The sequence below is a fragment of the Vibrio sp. A1-1 genome, assembly GCF_021728175.1.
GTDB lineage: Bacteria > Pseudomonadota > Gammaproteobacteria > Enterobacterales > Vibrionaceae > Vibrio > Vibrio diabolicus.
In genome coordinates, this window is sequence record NZ_JAKKCL010000002.1 from 497,558 (window position 1) to 513,312 (window position 15,755).

The 15,755-nt window shown below is 44.3% G+C and carries 17 protein-coding genes and 1 pseudogene; 8 read left to right on the forward strand and 10 right to left on the reverse strand.

All coding sequences use genetic code 11. From position 1 onward, the window contains the following. Nucleotides 1-48 precede the first annotated feature (48 nt). Entirely contained in the window at nucleotides 49-549 is a 501-nt protein-coding gene (gene rfaH, locus L3V30_RS06285) for a transcription/translation regulatory transformer protein RfaH (RefSeq protein WP_005393056.1), read from the reverse strand. Between the two features lie 334 nt (nucleotides 550-883). Between rfaH and L3V30_RS06290 the strand changes: the two genes are divergently transcribed. Beyond that, nucleotides 884-2,272 carry a peptide MFS transporter gene (locus tag L3V30_RS06290; RefSeq protein WP_005393058.1) on the forward strand — a complete coding sequence of 463 codons (1,389 nt, stop codon included), beginning with the start codon at nucleotides 884-886 and terminating at the stop codon, nucleotides 2,270-2,272. Between the two features lie 47 nt (nucleotides 2,273-2,319). Here the strand turns inward: L3V30_RS06290 and hemH are convergent, their stop codons facing one another. From hemH to htpG, 3 genes are all read right to left on the reverse strand, one after another. Further along, complete coding sequence (gene hemH / locus L3V30_RS06295) at nucleotides 2,320-3,282, reverse strand: ferrochelatase (protein WP_085343421.1); 963 nt, start codon at nucleotides 3,280-3,282, stop codon at nucleotides 2,320-2,322. 169 nt (nucleotides 3,283-3,451) lie between these two features. Beyond that, on the reverse strand, nucleotides 3,452-4,096 hold the full coding sequence (gene adk, locus L3V30_RS06300; protein WP_005393061.1) for an adenylate kinase: 645 nt from the start codon (nucleotides 4,094-4,096) through the stop codon (nucleotides 3,452-3,454). A gap of 321 nt (nucleotides 4,097-4,417) precedes the next feature. Continuing rightward, nucleotides 4,418-6,322, reverse strand: a complete 1,905-nt coding sequence (gene htpG, locus L3V30_RS06305; RefSeq protein ID WP_005393063.1) for a molecular chaperone HtpG — start codon at nucleotides 6,320-6,322, stop codon at nucleotides 4,418-4,420. A 271-nt stretch (nucleotides 6,323-6,593) separates the two neighbouring features. Here htpG and L3V30_RS06310 point away from each other — a divergent pair, with 271 nt between their 5' ends. The 4 genes from L3V30_RS06310 to L3V30_RS06325 are packed head-to-tail and all read left to right on the forward strand — an operon-like array spanning nucleotide 6,594 to nucleotide 9,101. After that, nucleotides 6,594-7,472 carry a transcriptional regulator gene (locus L3V30_RS06310; protein ID WP_237308540.1) on the forward strand — a complete coding sequence of 293 codons (879 nt, stop codon included), beginning with the start codon at nucleotides 6,594-6,596 and terminating at the stop codon, nucleotides 7,470-7,472. Nucleotides 7,473-7,482: 10 nt separating this feature from the next. Further along, a complete protein-coding gene (gene toxS / locus L3V30_RS06315; protein WP_005393067.1) occupies nucleotides 7,483-7,998 on the forward strand; it encodes a transmembrane regulator ToxS in 516 nt (171 codons plus the stop codon). A gap of 47 nt (nucleotides 7,999-8,045) precedes the next feature. Continuing rightward, complete coding sequence (locus L3V30_RS06320) at nucleotides 8,046-8,801, forward strand: sulfite exporter TauE/SafE family protein (protein ID WP_104974380.1); 756 nt, start codon at nucleotides 8,046-8,048, stop codon at nucleotides 8,799-8,801. A gap of 21 nt (nucleotides 8,802-8,822) precedes the next feature. Further along, nucleotides 8,823-9,101: a SelT/SelW/SelH family protein gene (locus tag L3V30_RS06325; protein WP_005382088.1), complete on the forward strand. Its 279-nt coding sequence runs from the start codon at nucleotides 8,823-8,825 to the stop codon at nucleotides 9,099-9,101. Nucleotides 9,102-9,140: 39 nt separating this feature from the next. Here L3V30_RS06325 and yfcE read toward each other — a convergent pair whose 3' ends face one another. The 6 genes and pseudogenes from yfcE to L3V30_RS06355 form a co-directional block, all read right to left on the reverse strand. After that, complete coding sequence (gene yfcE / locus L3V30_RS06330; RefSeq protein WP_005393071.1) at nucleotides 9,141-9,686, reverse strand: phosphodiesterase; 546 nt, start codon at nucleotides 9,684-9,686, stop codon at nucleotides 9,141-9,143. Between the two features lie 64 nt (nucleotides 9,687-9,750). Then, complete coding sequence (locus tag L3V30_RS06335; RefSeq protein WP_005393073.1) at nucleotides 9,751-9,960, reverse strand: hypothetical protein; 210 nt, start codon at nucleotides 9,958-9,960, stop codon at nucleotides 9,751-9,753. 149 nt (nucleotides 9,961-10,109) lie between these two features. After that, nucleotides 10,110-10,517, reverse strand: a complete 408-nt coding sequence (locus L3V30_RS06340; protein WP_005393075.1) for a CBS domain-containing protein — start codon at nucleotides 10,515-10,517, stop codon at nucleotides 10,110-10,112. Further along, a complete protein-coding gene (locus L3V30_RS06345) occupies nucleotides 10,514-10,864 on the reverse strand; it encodes a P-II family nitrogen regulator (RefSeq protein WP_005393077.1) in 351 nt (116 codons plus the stop codon). Before L3V30_RS06345 ends, L3V30_RS06340 begins: the two co-directional genes overlap by 4 nt. Beyond that, entirely contained in the window at nucleotides 10,854-11,645 is a 792-nt protein-coding gene (locus L3V30_RS06350) for a DUF1538 domain-containing protein (protein ID WP_005393079.1), read from the reverse strand. The genes L3V30_RS06345 and L3V30_RS06350 overlap by 11 nt, the downstream gene beginning before the upstream one ends. After that, nucleotides 11,642-12,375: pseudogene (locus L3V30_RS06355) on the reverse strand (DUF1538 domain-containing protein). The gene L3V30_RS06350 and the pseudogene L3V30_RS06355 overlap by 4 nt, the downstream one beginning before the upstream one ends. A 252-nt stretch (nucleotides 12,376-12,627) precedes the next feature. Between L3V30_RS06355 and L3V30_RS06360 the strand changes: the two are divergent. The 3 genes from L3V30_RS06360 (at nucleotide 12,628) to L3V30_RS06370 (ending at nucleotide 15,744) form a co-directional block, all read left to right on the forward strand. Further along, nucleotides 12,628-13,542: a TIGR01777 family oxidoreductase gene (locus L3V30_RS06360; protein WP_237308541.1), complete on the forward strand. Its 915-nt coding sequence runs from the start codon at nucleotides 12,628-12,630 to the stop codon at nucleotides 13,540-13,542. A gap of 40 nt (nucleotides 13,543-13,582) precedes the next feature. Further along, the gene (locus tag L3V30_RS06365) at nucleotides 13,583-14,410 is read left to right on the forward strand and encodes an SDR family oxidoreductase (RefSeq protein ID WP_074191006.1); all 828 of its coding nucleotides are present in this window, start codon (nucleotides 13,583-13,585) and stop codon (nucleotides 14,408-14,410) included. A gap of 479 nt (nucleotides 14,411-14,889) precedes the next feature. Next, complete coding sequence (locus tag L3V30_RS06370) at nucleotides 14,890-15,744, forward strand: co-chaperone YbbN (RefSeq protein ID WP_048626123.1); 855 nt, start codon at nucleotides 14,890-14,892, stop codon at nucleotides 15,742-15,744. Nucleotides 15,745-15,755 lie beyond the last annotated feature (11 nt).

A 15,755-nucleotide genomic window follows, 5' to 3' on the forward strand; every position in this document is an offset into this window, starting at 1 on the left:
TTAAAAAAGAGGTGCCAAAGCACCTCTTTTTTTGTTTGTACGCATTAGCTATTTCAAGTCTAAATCGCTGTTGTCAATGCTGACAGGCACTCGTTTAGTGATCATCTGCACTAACATGATTGAGCGTTTCTCACCATCTTGCTCTTGGAAGATAGCATCTATACCTGCAAACTGACCGCTCTTAACTCGGATTTGATCACCTGGTTTTGGCATACACTCAGAAGCGGTATTTTCATTACAGCATTTTTCTAGCTGCATCAATTCAAAGACTAAGTCACCTTGGACTTCTTTTGGTTGAGCACCAAAACGCACAAAATCAACAACCCCTCGAGTGGAGCGGACTGAGGTGAAGTTAGGTCCCTGTTCATAATCAAAGTACGCAAACACATAACAAGGAAACAGCGGCTCTTCGACTTTTTGTCTTTTCCCGCGCAAAATCTTCTCAACTTCTACAGTTGGATAAAAGCACTCTACACCTTGGTTTTCAAGGTGCTGTTTCGCCCTAACCTGCTCCCCACGTTTACAATAAAGTAGATACCAACGTTTCATCTTTTTTACTAGCCAATTCTATTTTGTTTTTATCCTAGCATTAAGCCAAAGTTGAGTCATTGACATTCAGTTTATCTATAAAAGTATGATTATACATCGCTCGCATTAACGGTATCTTTTCAAGAACTTACGAGAAGAAGTCCATAGACAAAAATGGAAATTAAGTTTGTAACACAGCCAACACACCATCATATCATCTGCAAATTCACCCAAAAACAGTCACTTAACAAACAACTTTAGTCGTAATGCAAAATTTTATTGTTTGTCACTCATTAAATTGCAATGTATACGTAGAAGTCGTTAAAAAATGTAATAACTATTATTAGAAGAGCTTATGTCAAACCAACATCAATATTTCGGCCATCCTCGTGGCTTGTTCTTATTGTTCGGTACTGAACTGTGGGAACGCTTTTCTTACTACGCAATGCGCGCCATTCTAGTACTTTACCTTACAGATACAACGATGAATGGCGGCCTTGGCTGGTCAACCAAAGACGCACTAGACCTATACGGTATTTATACTGGTCTTGTGTATATCACACCTCTCATCGGAGGTTACTTAGCGGATAACTATCTAGGTCAACGCCGTTCAATTTTGCTTGGTGGCGCGTTAATGGCTATCGGCCAGTTTACACTCGCACTTCCTGCTGACGCTCTGGGTATTGGTTCGCTACACAGTTTCTATTTAGGTCTTGGTCTGCTTATCACTGGTAACGGCCTCTTTAAGCCGAATATCTCAACCATGGTTGGCGATTTATATAAAGAGGGTGACAACCGTCGTGACGGCGCATTCACTATCTTTTATATGGGTATCAACTTAGGTGCGTTACTTGCCGGCGTCGTTTCTGGCTCTGTGACAACCTCGTACGGTTGGAAAGCTGGTTTTGTGGCCGCAGGTGTAGGTATGATTATTAGCCTAGTGATGCAAATGGTGCTAGCTCAGTCTTGGCTTGGTGACATCGGTCGCGAGCCCGCAGCAAAACGAGATCTAAGCAACAAAAACTCAACCACGAAGCAACCCTTAACGAAAGAAGAAGTAAACCGACTAAAAGTAATTTTGGTCATGAGCTTATTCACTATCGTCTTCTGGGCTGGCTTTGAGCAGGCCGGTGGCCTGATGAACATCTACACTCAACAATATACTGATCGTATGATTGGTGGCTTTGAAGTACCTGCTGCGTGGTTCCAATCGCTAAACCCATTTTTCATTATTACCCTAGCACCGGTTCTAGCGGTCCTTTGGGTAAAACTGGGTAAACGCGAACCTACGTCGCCAGTGAAATTTGCAATGGCACTATTTTTCTTGGCAATTGGCTTCCTATGTATGGTTGGCGCTGTGCTAGAACAAGGTGGAGACACAACGGTAAAAACATCAATGTTGTGGCTGGTGGGTGCTTTCTTCTTCCATACATTGGGCGAACTGTGCTTATCTCCAATTGGTCTTTCACTGGTGACCAAGTTAGCACCGCTTCGCTTAGCTTCACTCATGATGGGTGCATGGTTTGGCTGCAATGCGATTGCAAACTACGTTGCGGGCTATGTGGGATCTCACGTAGGAGAATTGGGCGCAATGGCTATCTTTAGTGGCATTGCAGTCAGCGCTACCGTGAGTGGTGTCATCCTACTTCTGTTCTCGAATACGCTCGTTCGCTGGATGCATGGTGCAGAGAATACTCACAGCACAGCAGAACAAGTAGAAGAGCAGCAAGTACAAGTCGCTTAATCGCTCTACAAAAAATGAAAGGGTCGCTTTTGCGACCCTTTTTGTACCTAAAGCTTAGAGTGAACTAACTCAGCCATCATTTCTATATGAAGCTCACTATCGTTCAAACAAGGAATGTAAGTAAAGCTTTCACCACCTGCTTCAAGGAAAATCTCTTTACACTCTTCCGAGATCTCTTCCAACGTTTCTAAACAATCCGAAGAGAATGCTGGTGTCACTACATTGATATTTTTTACCCCTTTTGCAGGAAGTGCCTCTAGGGTTTTATCGGTATAGGGCTGTAACCACTCTTCTCGGCCAAATCGAGACTGATACGTCATACCTATCTGTTGCTCGTTTAACCCTAACGCTTCAGCGAGTAAGCGAGTCGTTTCTTCACAGTGCTGAGGGTAAACATCTCCATTATCAGCGTAACGTTTTGGAATACCGTGATAAGAACATAGCAAGTAGTCTCCCTTACCATACTCTTGCCAATGTTCACGAACTGAATGCGCTAACGCTTCAATGTATTTCGGGTGATTGTAGTAATCCCGAATAAAGCTAAAGCCCGGTATCACGGGCAGGTTTTTAAACGCTTTAGTGATTCCGTCAGAAACCGCTGCCGTTGTTGTGCCCGAGTATTGCGGATACAAAGGTAAAACGATGACTTCCCCTACCCCTTGAGCCAACAGCGCTTCAAAACCTGATTGCAAACTTGGATTTCCATAAGTCATGCCAAGTTCGACTGGCATATCAAGCTTTTGAGCCAACTTTTCTGTTTGACGCTTAGAGTACACCATCAGTGGCGAGCCCTCTTCCATCCAAACTGATTGGTAGAGTTTAGCAACCTTGGGAGCTCGGATTGGAAGGATAACGCCGTGCAATAGCGGACACCAAAGCCATCGAGTCATATCTACCACTCGGTGATCATGAAGAAACTGACTTAAAAAGCGCTTTACGGCAGGAGCGGTTGGTGCGTCAGGAGTACCCAGGTTCACGAGGAGTACACCCTGTTTATTATTCTCTTTCATAACATCCTATTCATGGTAAACGGCTTGGTTCATATACTTAAATAGCCTCAAAGTGCTGCATCGCTGCAGCTTGAAGTTATTTAGATATATGTTTACGAGTAAACTAAAAAAAGCGACCACTTGGGTCGCTTTCAATATATCAAAATATTAAATTTTTGACTTCAGCAAATTAAGAAAGTGCTTTCTCGATATCTGCACTAACTTCAGCTACTTGCTTAGTACCATCAAACTTAAGGTACTTAGTGTTGCCTGCTTCAGCTTCTTTACCGTAGTAGTTGATTAGTGGTGCAGTTTGCTCGTGGTAAACACCTAGACGTGCACGTACTGTTTCTTCTTTGTCGTCATCACGAACAACAAGATCTTCACCAGTTACGTCATCTTTACCTTCCACTTTAGGTGGGTTGTAAACAACGTGGTAAGTACGACCAGAAGGAAGGTGAGCACGACGACCTGCCATACGCTCAACAATCACATCATCTGCAACGTCAAATTCGATAACGTAGTCTACATCAACGCCCATTTCTTTTAGGCCGTCAGCTTGAGGAATAGTACGTGGGAAACCATCCAGTAGGAAACCGTTTGCACAGTCTTCTTGAGCGATACGCTCTTTGATAAGACCAAGGATGATTTCATCAGAAACTAGCTGACCAGCGTCGATAACAGCTTTAGCTTGTTTACCAAGCTCTGTACCTGCTTTGATAGCAGCACGAAGCATATCACCAGTAGAGATTTGTGGAATACCGTATTTTTCCATGATGAAGTTTGCTTGTGTGCCTTTACCTGCACCTGGAGCACCTAGAAGAATGATGCGCATGATTTATCCTCTTTAATATTTAAGATTTATACCGAAGCTCACAATAGCTGGGCTTCTTAGACATCAAACCCGAGAAGCACTCGCAACGATAAGTTTCGGTATAACGTATATAGGCGAGCAAAAATACACGCCTTATTACTCACATTCAAGTCGCAGATTCTATCACAGGTTCGCCGCGCAAAGAGTGTATTAAGACTAAAGAATGTTAACGATACCCTCTTTCACGCCCTATTGATTATTAACTCAACACCTGAGATGCAAAATTTTGCGACAACAAACAAAAAGCTCGCGAAATGCGAGCTTTTTGATGTACTGAGGTTATTACACCTTAGTCAAAAGTTTATTAACAGCTCCTAAGAACTCCGTTGGGTCCTCAATTGAGCCTCGCTCTGCAAGCATTGCTTGACCAAGCAGGACTTCTACCCAACGACCAAATGCCTCTTCATCCGCTTCGTCAGCCATGCGCTTAACCAGCTCGTGCTCAGGGTTTAGCTCAAAGATGTACTTCACTTCTGGCACTGCCTGACCCGCCGCTGCAAGAAGCTTCGCCATTTGAGTGCCCATTTCGTAATCGTCCGTTACCACAACAGCAGGTGTAGACGCGAGTTTAAAGGTCGTACGAACTTCTTTCACACGATCGCCTAGGTAAGACTTCGTGCGTTCTACAACCGACTTAAACTCTTCTTCAGTTTCTTTCTGCTTCTCTTTTTCTGCTTCATCTTCAAACTGACTTAGATCGAGCCCAGCTTTTGTGATTGACTGGAACTGCTTGCCGTCAAACTCAGTTAAGTAGTTCATCAGCCACTCATCAATGCGGTCGTACATCAAGATAACTTCAATGCCTTTCGCTTTGAACTGCTCTAAGTGAGGGCTGTTTTTCGCAGCTGCATAGCTGTCTGCCGTCAAGTAGTAGATTTTATCTTGACCTTCTTTCATGCGCTCAACGTAAGCAGCTAGACCCACGGTTTGCTCCGCAGAATCCACTTCAGTTGAAGCAAAGCGCAATAGGCCTGCAACTTTCTCTTTGTTTGCGAAGTCTTCTGCCGGACCCTCTTTCATTACAAGGCCAAACTCTTTCCAGAATGATTGGTATTTCTCTTCATCATTCTTAGCCATGCGCTCTAGCATCGTTAGCACACGCTTAGTACAAGCATTACGTAGAGACTGAGTCACTTTGTTGTCTTGTAAGATCTCACGCGATACGTTGAGTGGCAGATCATTGGAGTCTATTAAACCACGTACAAAACGTAGGTAAGACGGCATGAACTGCTCTGCATCGTCCATAATGAACACGCGTTGTACGTATAGTTTCAAACCTGATTTGTGGTCGCGGTTCATCATATCCCATGGCGCTTTAGATGGGATGTAAAGCAAGCTCGTGTAATCGTTTTTACCTTCTACACGGTTATGGCTCCAAACCAATGGATCAGCAAAGTCATGTGATACGTGCTTGTAGAACTCTTGATACTCTTCATCTGAGATATCCGATTTATTACGCGTCCACAGTGCTTGAGCTTTGTTGATTTGCTCCCACTTCTTCTCATCCGTTTCTTTGCCTTCGTCATCGCGAACAACAGTTTGGATTGAAACTGGGATGCCAATGTGATCCGAGTACTTACTGATCACATCACGTAGACGCCATTCATTTAGGAACTCTTTACCTTCTTCACGCATATGAAGAATGATATCAGTACCACGCGATTCTTTAGTGATGTTTTCGATGGTGTACTCACCTTCACCGGCTGAGTGCCATTGTACTGCTTCATCAGCGGCTAGGCCCGCAGCACGAGTGCGTACGGTGACGGCATCAGCAACGATAAACGCAGAGTAGAAACCAACACCAAACTGACCAATAAGCTGAGAGTCTTTGCTCTGCTCTTCAGACAGCTTTGAGAAAAACTCCGCGGTCCCAGATTTTGCGATCGTACCTAAGTGCTCGATCACATCATCGCGGCTCATACCGATACCGTTATCAGAAATGGTTAAGGTATTTGCGCTTTCATCAAACGACAGTTTCACGCAAAGGTCTGCATTACCTTCATATAAGTCTGGGTTAGATAGCGCTTGGAAGCGCAGCTTGTCCGATGCATCTGATGCGTTAGAAATCAGCTCGCGCAAAAAGATCTCTTTATTTGAATAAAGAGAATGGATCATTAAATGCAGTAGTTGTTTTACTTCTGATTGAAAACCACGAGTTTCTTTGTTTTGAGATACGGTTTCGCTCATGTGTGCTCCATAACATCTAAACTAATTGGCTTTTTCATGGAGATAAGTTTGTGACTTTCCCCTTGAAATTACCTTACTGAGATGTCATTTAACATGTGGCTGACAAATGTAAATTCAAGGTCAATATTGCTAAAAACGGTGTTTTTTTAGAAAAATTTAATTATCCTACCAGCCTAAAAGCATCTAAAATGTCGTGCGCACTCCATGCGCTTCGGTAATTTTGTGACATAAATCACTATAATTACAACATCATCCATCTAAGAAGAACTAAATGACTAACATCGGCACCAAATTTCTACTTGCTCAAAGGTTCACCTTTGATCCAAATAGTAATTCGCTCGCTGACCAACAAAACGGCAACGACGTTGTACGATTAGGAAGCAACGAAAGCCGTATACTTCTGATGTTGGCAGAGAGACCAAACGAAGTTTTAACCCGTAACGAGCTTCACGAGTTTGTTTGGCGTGAGCAAGGTTTTGAGGTGGATGACTCAAGCCTGACTCAAGCGATCTCTACTCTGCGTAAGATGTTGAAGGACTCAACAAAATCTCCAGAGTTTGTTAAAACGGTTCCTAAACGCGGTTATCAACTCATTTGTTCAGTGGAACGCTTAAGCCCATTATCTGCTGACTCTAATACTGACGTTGAAGAAGCCACTTCTGAAAATGAAGCGCACGCTGCGGAAATAGAAACAAGTGACGCGCCGTCAACAGAAGCGGCTGCATACACTACGACTGAAGTAGAGCCTCAAGTAGAACTACCTAAGGCACAGCCAAAACCAGCAGCTAACACTAATAACTGGCTGCCGCGTATGATCGTTCTTTTGTCTCTACTGCTTCCTATTTGTGTATTGCTCTTCACCAATCCTGCAGAATCCCAATTCCGTCAGATTGGTGAGTATCAAAATGTACCTGTGATGACGCCAGTGAACCACCCGCAAATCAATAGTTGGTTGCCGTCCATTGAGCAGTGCATTGAACGCTACGTAAAATACCATGCAGAAGATTCAATGCCGGTAGAAGTGATTGCTACAGGTGGCCAGAATAATCAGCTGATTCTGAACTACATTCATGACAGTCAACATTCATATGAGAACGTGACATTGCGTATTTTCGCTGGTCAAAATGACCCAACCGATATCTGTAAATAAGGAGGCCAGAATGAAGATAAAATTAGCATCTGCGGTTTTGGCCGTATCCGTCCTTTTCAGTGGTTGGTTATATTGGGGTAGCGACCTAAAAGTGGAGCAGGTCCTCACTGCCAATGAGTGGCAGTCAACCATGGTGACGGTCATTACAGACAGCTTGCCTGACGATCCTGTCGGCCCACTGCGTCGTGTTAATGTTGAATCAAATGTGAAATATCTCCCTAACGGAGACTATATTCGCGTAGCAAATATCAAACTATTCGCTCAAGGTTCAACGGCAGAATCCACGATTAATATCTCGGAAAAAGGGCGATGGGAAGTAAGTGACAACTATTTGCTGGTTTCGCCTTCTGAGTTTAAAGATATTTCATCTTCTCAATCAAAAGACTTCTCCGAAGCACAGCTACGTTTGATCACTCAAATCTTTAAGCTTGATGCTGAGCAAAGTCGCCGTATTGATGTCGTGAACGAAAAAACGCTATTGCTCACTAGCTTGAACCACGGTTCTTCGGTGCTGTTTAAAAACTAACTTTGATTTGATGATAAGGGGGCAAGACGCCCCCCTTTATTTTGCTTATGGATTGGCTAGATACCCTCACCCTCTTTTTCGGCTCACTTATCGCCAATACTCTGGCTTCGCTTTCTGGCGGCGGTGCAGGCTTACTTCAATTCCCTTTGCTCATCTTTCTCGGCTTGCCATTCTCGGTTGCGCTGGGGACACATAAAGTGGCTTCCGTCGCTTTAGGCTTAGGGGCAGCAAGCACACACTTAAAAGCAGGCACAATTAAATGGAAGGTCGCGCTCTACCTTATAGTCTCTGGCAGCATTGGCGTAGTCTTAGGGGCGAACTTAATTGTCCAAATACCTGATGGTGTGGCGGAAAAAATGCTAGGGAGCATGATTCTCGCGCTCGGCATCTATTCACGATTTAAGAAATCGTTAGGCCAAGAAGAAATAATACGTAACCGTCACCCAATCGGTTGGGTCATCGGCGGTGTCGGACTAATGCTCATCGGTATCATCAACGGGTCGCTGACCGCAGGTTCTGGTCTGCTCGTGACACTATTTTTAGTGCGCTGGTTTGGGTATAACTATAAACAAGCCGTTGCTTACACCATGATTTGCGTCGGGTTGTTTTGGAATGGCATTGGAGGCATTGCCGTCGTCCAAGCTGGCGCTCCGATACATTGGGCTTGGTTGCCTGTTTTATTGTTAAGCTCATTTCTAGGCGGCAGTTTAGGCGCATGGGCCGCGACTCGATACAGCAACCGAGTGATTAAAATTGCATTCGAAATTCTCACGTTTGCCGTGGGTATCAAGTTGCTAGTTTAAACCGATTAAAAGGAAAGTTTCATGGATAAAGCAATCATTGATATTTATTACTGCCGCCAATGCAACTGGATGTTGCGTTCAACTTGGCTATCGCAAGAACTACTGCATACTTTTAGCGAAGAAATAGAAACGATCAGCTTACACCCAGATACGGGTGGTCGCTTCGAAATTTTCTGCAATGGCCAGCAAATTTGGGAACGGAAAAAAGACAGCGGCTTTCCTGAAGCAAAGGTGCTAAAACAGCGCGTAAGAGACATTATCGACCCAGAACGCGATTTAGGACATTCAGACACAAAATAGGGAGCAATTCGCTCCCTATTTTTTTACTTAGTAAAACCGTTAAATCATGGTTTGTGCTAAGACTTCGCCTTCTGGCGTTTTTACCGTTAGCGTATTGTCTTCTAAAGTACCAAAGCTTCTTGGTAAACCATTACGTGGAAATGTCATCGAGCCTGGGTTAAATATAATGGCTCCATCTTGCATCTCTGCGACAGGAACATGCGTATGACCGTGGGCGATGATATCACCTTCACGCAGTGGCGGCCGTTTTTCAGAGTTGTACAAGTGACCATGAGTCAAAAAGATTCTCTTGCCAGATTCAAGTAGCACCCACGAGTAATCCATCATCATTGGAAACTTCAATAGCATTTGGTCCACTTCACTATCGCAGTTACCACGCACAGATATAATTTGATCACTGTATTGGTTCAATAGCTCCGCCACCTGCGGTGGGTTGTAACCTTCTGGAATCGGGTTTCTTGGCCCGTGGTTTAGCGTATCCCCCAACAAAATCAGGTGCTCCGCACCAGAGGCTAAAAATAGCTCAATAGTTTCTTTAGTTGCTGGCAAAGAGCCATGCAGATCTGAGGCAAAAAATAGTTTCACGACATCGTCTCCTCACAAAGTACGAGGTCATTCTACGGCATTTTTATGACAGCTCAACCAACGACTACTGATAGCGCAATGATTCAATGACCATAGGCAAAATATAGAACCATGCGGCATACGCAGTTCCAACCAACACCAGTATCCAAAACACCATCGACATAAATTTTGACTTAGCTAGGTGGTGCAGCGGGTCTGGCTCTCCGCATCCTGGACATGCGTGAGCGCGCTTTGAGATTTGTTTCTCACACACAGGGCAAGAGACTAAAGGCATGATACAAATTCCTCGACAATAGACTTAGGGCGCAAAGAATAATGGTGAATTAACACATATGCAACCTAACATATATTAAATATTTTAGTTCTTTGTAACAGTCGCTGACTTGAGAAAAAATGCGTTGATTTTTCATTTATATCAACCTATTACACTTCTTCTCGCACCATGCCATTGATGACAATATTGTTATAACTCACCATGCCAATGACCTCCCCATCTTCAATGACAGGAGCTCGGCTAATGCCAAATCGTTCAAATAGGCGCGCACAATATTTCACATTCATATCAGGGTCGACACACAAAGCGGGCTTGGTCATGATTTCATAAATATTCGTGCGCTGTGGAGAGCGATTATTCGCCAGCACCTTTTTGGCAATATCATTCATCAAGACGATGCCATATTCATCGTTGTCATCTCGCTTTTTCACCACCAGCGCTTTGACTTGGTATTTTTTAGCCAACGTTATGCCTTCATAAACTGTCATTAGCCCATCAACCATTACATAAGTAGCCGCCATTACATCTCGAACTCTAATTATCGTTTGACTGCTCATAACTCATCCTCGACCACTTTGGTCAACGTCTCTACTTGATGCGCGACACCGACTGCATCCTCAATATCGATCTGAATAGCAATGCCCTGCCCCGACTCTCGGTCGAACTCACCAACTTCATTGATGGTTTCTAATATGTGTCGAGAAAGGTGCTCCTCAACGACAAACAGCAGCACATCTTTTTGTACTTCCAGCGTTAAGCCAAAAAACGTTCGCTTTTGATTTAAGCCTTGTCCACGAGCGTTATTAATCACTGTCGCACCAGTCGCGCCAGCTTCGCGAGCAGCGTCCAGTACCTTGTCTGTTTTGCTGTCTTCAACAAACGCAAGTATCAATTTAAAGCGCATTTTCTTCGTCCTCCGAGACATCTTTATTCAGCCATTGGGTTATTTGCGCATAGCCCATCACAGAGATCATAGGAAACAGACTGGCAAAAGCGATCAAGCCAAAGCCATCAATCATTGGGTTTCTTCCTGGGACGGTAGAAGCAAGCCCCAGCCCTAGTGCGGTTACAAGCGGAACAGTGACAGTAGAAGTCGTGACGCCTCCAGAATCGTAGGCGAGTGGAACAATAAGCTTTGGCGCATAAAACGTTTGAATCACAACCACGATGTAACCCGCAATGATGTAATAGTGAATAGGGTCACCGACAACAATCCGATAGCTCCCTAGCGCGATGCCAATGGCCACCCCAAATGCAACGGCCACGCGTAAACCGTTAATACTGATACTGCCACCAGAAACTTGGTTTGCTTTTATCGCTACAGCGATTAGAGAAGGCTCAGCAATCGTGGTACTAAAACCGATAAAAAAGGCGAAGGTATACACCCAATAGTAGTCGACCCACACTAAGGCTTTTCCCACAGAAACTTTAAACTCTTGTAAAAATTCCGGCGCCGTCAGTTGCACAGCCATGGTCTCTCCGAGCGGAAACAGAGCCATTTCTAATCCGAGCAAAAAAAGAGCGAGCCCAAGAATCACATAAACAAACCCAAGCAAAACCCTCTTAAGGTTGTTAACTGGACGCCTTAACACCGCTAACTGAAAACCAAAAATAATGCTGGCGATGGGAATGACATCTCGAACGGTCGATAATAAAGTGTCTAGGAAATGTTCAATTGAAATCATGTTACGACCATTCCGTAAACCATCACAAACATCATCGGTAGAAGCGAGGCAAAAGCGATCAAACCAAAACCATCCACCATGGGGTTGCGCCCTTTAATCGCCGATGCTAAACCAACCCCTAGAGCAGTGACCAAAGGCACGGTGATAGTCGACGTCGTCACACCTCCAGAATCATAAGCAACGCCAATAATGGCTTCAGGTGCAAACCACGTCAGGACTACAACGCCGACGTAGCCGCCGATGATCATGTAATGAATTGGCCACCCTTTTAAGATGCGCAGAACGCCAATAACGATGGCGATCCCCACAGAAAGTGCCACCGTTACTCGTAGCCCTTGTCCATAATCCTGCATGGATTGCTCTGAGTTTGTGATCATCCCGCCTTCTGCCGCAACTTCTGATGCTTCTTCTGCTACGGCCGTTAATGCAGGCTCGGCGATCGTGGTGCCAAAGCCTAAACAAAACGCAAAAACTAACAACCAGAACACACTGCCTTTTTTTGCAAAGGCTTGAGCCATACTCTCTCCGATAGGAAAAAGACCAAGCTCTAGACCAAAAATAAAAAACGTTAACCCTAAAACCACAAGCAATAAGCCAAAAAGAATGGAGATGAGATTAGGAAGTGGCTCTTGCAAAACAACTAATTGAAAAAAGTGATAACAACAACGATGGGTAGCAGATCGCGAGCACTATTAAGGAGCGCTCGAAAAAGAGCAACAAATGCTTCCATACCTATCCTCCTTGATGGTGCAAACTGATTACGCTTGTTCCGGTAGCGATGTTTCTAGTCTGGCATAGATTTAGTTCTCCTACCGTGAACGAATTAGCGCCATGCATAACATTTAGTTACATTTTTTCAATATGTGAAGTCAGTAGCCTCGCTACAGGCTTGCCACTATCCTAGAAATAATAGTGTTGAGATGATCAAGCTCAGCACAAAACGACTATAATGTTCTAATACGTGTACATTCAAAGAGATAACATGAAGATATTACTCACAGGTGGCACTGGGTTTATTGGTTCGGAGTTGCTCAAGCTGCTATCCACTCACCAAGTTCTGCTACTTACACGCTCTCCAGAGCATGCAAAACAACGCCTCCAACACGCTGATTTGGGTAATATCGAATACCTTAACTCGCTTGAGTCATTCGCCGATCTCAATCACATTGATGCCATAATTAATCTTGCGGGTGAGCCTATCGCAGATAAAAGATGGACCAGTGAGCAGAAAGAAAAAATCTGCAAAAGTCGCTGGAAAATTACCGAACAAATCGTTGAGCTGATCCACGCCAGCACAGAACCTCCCGCTGTTTTTATTAGTGGCTCGGCCGTTGGTTACTATGGCGATCAACAAGACCACCCGTTTGATGAGTGCCTGCATGTTAACAGTGAAGACTTTCCTCACGAGGTTTGTGCAAAGTGGGAGCAAATAGCCAAACGCGCAGAGTCTGAACAAACACGTGTTTGTCTATTGCGAACTGGCGTGGTGCTCGGCCTTAATGGCGGTGCGTTGGCGAAAATGCTCTTACCTTACAAACTTGGCGTAGGCGGCCCGCTCGGGAACGGTAACCAGTACATGCCTTGGATTCACATTCTGGATATGGTCCGCGCCATCATGTACTTGCTTGAAACACCACATGCCCACGGTGCGTTCAATATGTGCGCACCTCACCCTGTGACTAACCGTATCTTTAGCGGCACGTTGGCAAAAACGCTCAAACGACCACATATCTTGTTCACGCCTAAATGGGCAATGGAACTCCTAATGGGTGAATCTTCCTGCTTATTGTTCGATAGCATGAGAGCAAAACCCAAAAAGCTCACCGAACTTGGCTTCAAATTTAGCTACTCCAGAATAGAGCCAGCACTCAAGCACTTGCTTCATGACCGGAGCTGATGAATGATGACCTCATTCAATGTTTCTTGAGGCTTAATTTATGAAAAAGTCGATTCTTATTACGGGTTGCTCAACCGGTATCGGTTACGTGTGCGCTCACGCCCTGCAAAACGAGGGATTTCATGTCATAGCATCTTGTAGGAAAGAGCAAGATGTCCAACGTCTAATTAATGAAGGGCTAACCTGCATCAAGCTAGACCTAAACAGCCCTGAAAGTATTTCTTCGGGCGTGAAGCAAGCATTAGAGCTAGCAGAGGGTAAGCTTTATGCCGTGTTCAACAATGGTGCCTATGGCCAGCCCGGTGCATTGGAAGACTTGCCCACCGAGGCTCTTCAAGCTCAATTTCAGACCAACTTTTTTGGTTGGCACCAGTTAGTCAGAGAAGTGCTTCCTCATATGCGCATACAAGGCGAAGGACGCATAATACAAAACAGTTCCGTTCTAGGCTTTGCTGCAATGAAATACCGCGGCGCCTACAATGCGTCAAAGTTTGCCCTAGAAGGCTGGACTGACACACTACGGCTAGAGCTTGCGGATACGAATATCAAAGTGGCATTGATAGAACCTGGGCCTATCGAAACTCAATTTAGAAACAATGCATTAAAAGCCTTCGAGAAGTGGATTGATATTGAATCCAGCCCTCACCGCCTCGCCTATGAAGGACAAAGAGAGCGACTCAACAACGACAAATCTAATAATCGATTTGTTTTACCTGCAGAGTCCTGCGTCGCACCTGTTCTTCATGCATTAACTAGCGCTTCACCTAAAATTCGCTATCGAATTACTACGCCGACTAAATTATTCGCAATCTTGAAAAGGTTATTACCAACCCGTGTGCTTGATAAAATTTTGCGACAAGCTGCATAAAAAAGTTTTGTCACAATGTAATTTCATCGTAACAATGTGATGTCATTATGAGCATGTAGGTTAAAAAAACCTCAAGCAAACGAATCAATTTCTACGCAATTCAGTGAGCACTATTCAGCCTAAAGTGAATGAGTTGCTTAGATTTGGTATCGCCACCCATTACGTTTTGTAGCAATGTTTTTACTACTGCGAGGCAATAATGACATTAAATCAGCTTAACTGGCTTAGTGTGGGTGTAGTGTTGACCATGTTCATCCTATTTTGATACCGCACTAACAAATAGCATTAGAACTGCGCTGCTTCGGCAGCGTTTTCTTTTTGCCTTACACCTATTCAGCAGTAACACTATTCTCTTACCGCATCCTTTCACAAAATAGAATGATTCATTATTGATGACGATTAGCAACCATCGCTTGAATTTCCCTTAAATCAACTCCATATCTATTATCAACGACAAGACACAAAGCAAGGATACTCTGATGCAATCCCCATTTATCGTTGAGATAACAGAACAGAACTTTCGCGAAACTCTTGAAGGATCAATGAACACGCCCGTTCTGATCCACTTTTGGGCCAATGCTCAACCAGAAAGCGCACAGATACTCCCTGAGTTGCAATCTCTTGCTCAACAGTACAACGGTGCATTTACGCTTGCTTTATTAAATTGTGAAGATCAGCCGGCTCTAGCGTCTCAATTTGGTGTGCAAGTATTGCCAACTATCGCGCTGTTTATAAATGGTCAAGCCGTCGATGGATTGGGTGGCCCTCAGCCAATTGATGCCATTGCAACCATGCTACAAAAGCATTTGCCAAGCCCAGATGAACAGCTATTAAAGCAAGTCAGTGAACTTCTTCAGCAAGGTGAGCATGCTCAGGCTTTAAGCATCATCCACACTTTGCCGCCAGAACTGCAAGAGCGTGGTGATGTGAAACTCGCGATGGCTGATTGTTTATTAGAAACCAAACAATTTGATGTAGCCCAAGAACTACTGAACGCTATCCCTCTTGAGTATCAAGATAACTACTACAAGAGTCTAATAGCCAAGCTCGAGCTGCATTTGCAGGCTGCAGATAGCCCTGAGTTACAACGACTAGAACAAGCATACGCAGCAGACATGGCAAACTTCGAACTTGCTTGTGAATTGGCGGTACAGTACAACCAAGTGGGTCGTGATGAAGAAGCGCTGGAACTGCTGTGGAATATTCTTAAAAAAGACTTGGGCGCCCAAGACGGTGAAGTGAAGAAGACTTTTATGGATATTCTCAGCGCGCTAGGTCAAGGCAACGCATTAGCAAGCAAATATCGCCGTCAGCTGTATTCGATTCTGTACTAACTCGCTGAAAA

What these genes read in the sequence shown, in the direction of transcription:
- L3V30_RS06340 (WP_005393075.1), bottom strand. Translation starts at nt 10,517, where the DNA reads ATGAGCAGTCAAACGATAATTAGAGTTCGAGATGTAATGGCGGCTACT.
- L3V30_RS06335 (WP_005393073.1), bottom strand. Translation starts at nt 9,960, where the DNA reads ATGCCTTTAGTCTCTTGCCCTGTGTGTGAGAAACAAATCTCAAAGCGC.
- L3V30_RS06345 (WP_005393077.1), bottom strand. Translation starts at nt 10,864, where the DNA reads ATGCGCTTTAAATTGATACTTGCGTTTGTTGAAGACAGCAAAACAGAC.
- L3V30_RS06290 (WP_005393058.1), top strand. Translation starts at nt 884, where the DNA reads ATGTCAAACCAACATCAATATTTCGGCCATCCTCGTGGCTTGTTCTTA.
- rfaH (WP_005393056.1), bottom strand. Translation starts at nt 549, where the DNA reads ATGAAACGTTGGTATCTACTTTATTGTAAACGTGGGGAGCAGGTTAGG.
- L3V30_RS06350 (WP_005393079.1), bottom strand. Translation starts at nt 11,645, where the DNA reads ATGATTTCAATTGAACATTTCCTAGACACTTTATTATCGACCGTTCGA.
- L3V30_RS06310 (WP_237308540.1), top strand. Translation starts at nt 6,594, where the DNA reads ATGACTAACATCGGCACCAAATTTCTACTTGCTCAAAGGTTCACCTTT.
- L3V30_RS06360 (WP_237308541.1), top strand. Translation starts at nt 12,628, where the DNA reads ATGAAGATATTACTCACAGGTGGCACTGGGTTTATTGGTTCGGAGTTG.
- L3V30_RS06320 (WP_104974380.1), top strand. Translation starts at nt 8,046, where the DNA reads ATGGATTGGCTAGATACCCTCACCCTCTTTTTCGGCTCACTTATCGCC.
- toxS (WP_005393067.1), top strand. Translation starts at nt 7,483, where the DNA reads ATGAAGATAAAATTAGCATCTGCGGTTTTGGCCGTATCCGTCCTTTTC.
- L3V30_RS06365 (WP_074191006.1), top strand. Translation starts at nt 13,583, where the DNA reads ATGAAAAAGTCGATTCTTATTACGGGTTGCTCAACCGGTATCGGTTAC.
- hemH (WP_085343421.1), bottom strand. Translation starts at nt 3,282, where the DNA reads ATGAAAGAGAATAATAAACAGGGTGTACTCCTCGTGAACCTGGGTACT.
- L3V30_RS06370 (WP_048626123.1), top strand. Translation starts at nt 14,890, where the DNA reads ATGCAATCCCCATTTATCGTTGAGATAACAGAACAGAACTTTCGCGAA.
- htpG (WP_005393063.1), bottom strand. Translation starts at nt 6,322, where the DNA reads ATGAGCGAAACCGTATCTCAAAACAAAGAAACTCGTGGTTTTCAATCA.
- adk (WP_005393061.1), bottom strand. Translation starts at nt 4,096, where the DNA reads ATGCGCATCATTCTTCTAGGTGCTCCAGGTGCAGGTAAAGGCACACAA.
- L3V30_RS06325 (WP_005382088.1), top strand. Translation starts at nt 8,823, where the DNA reads ATGGATAAAGCAATCATTGATATTTATTACTGCCGCCAATGCAACTGG.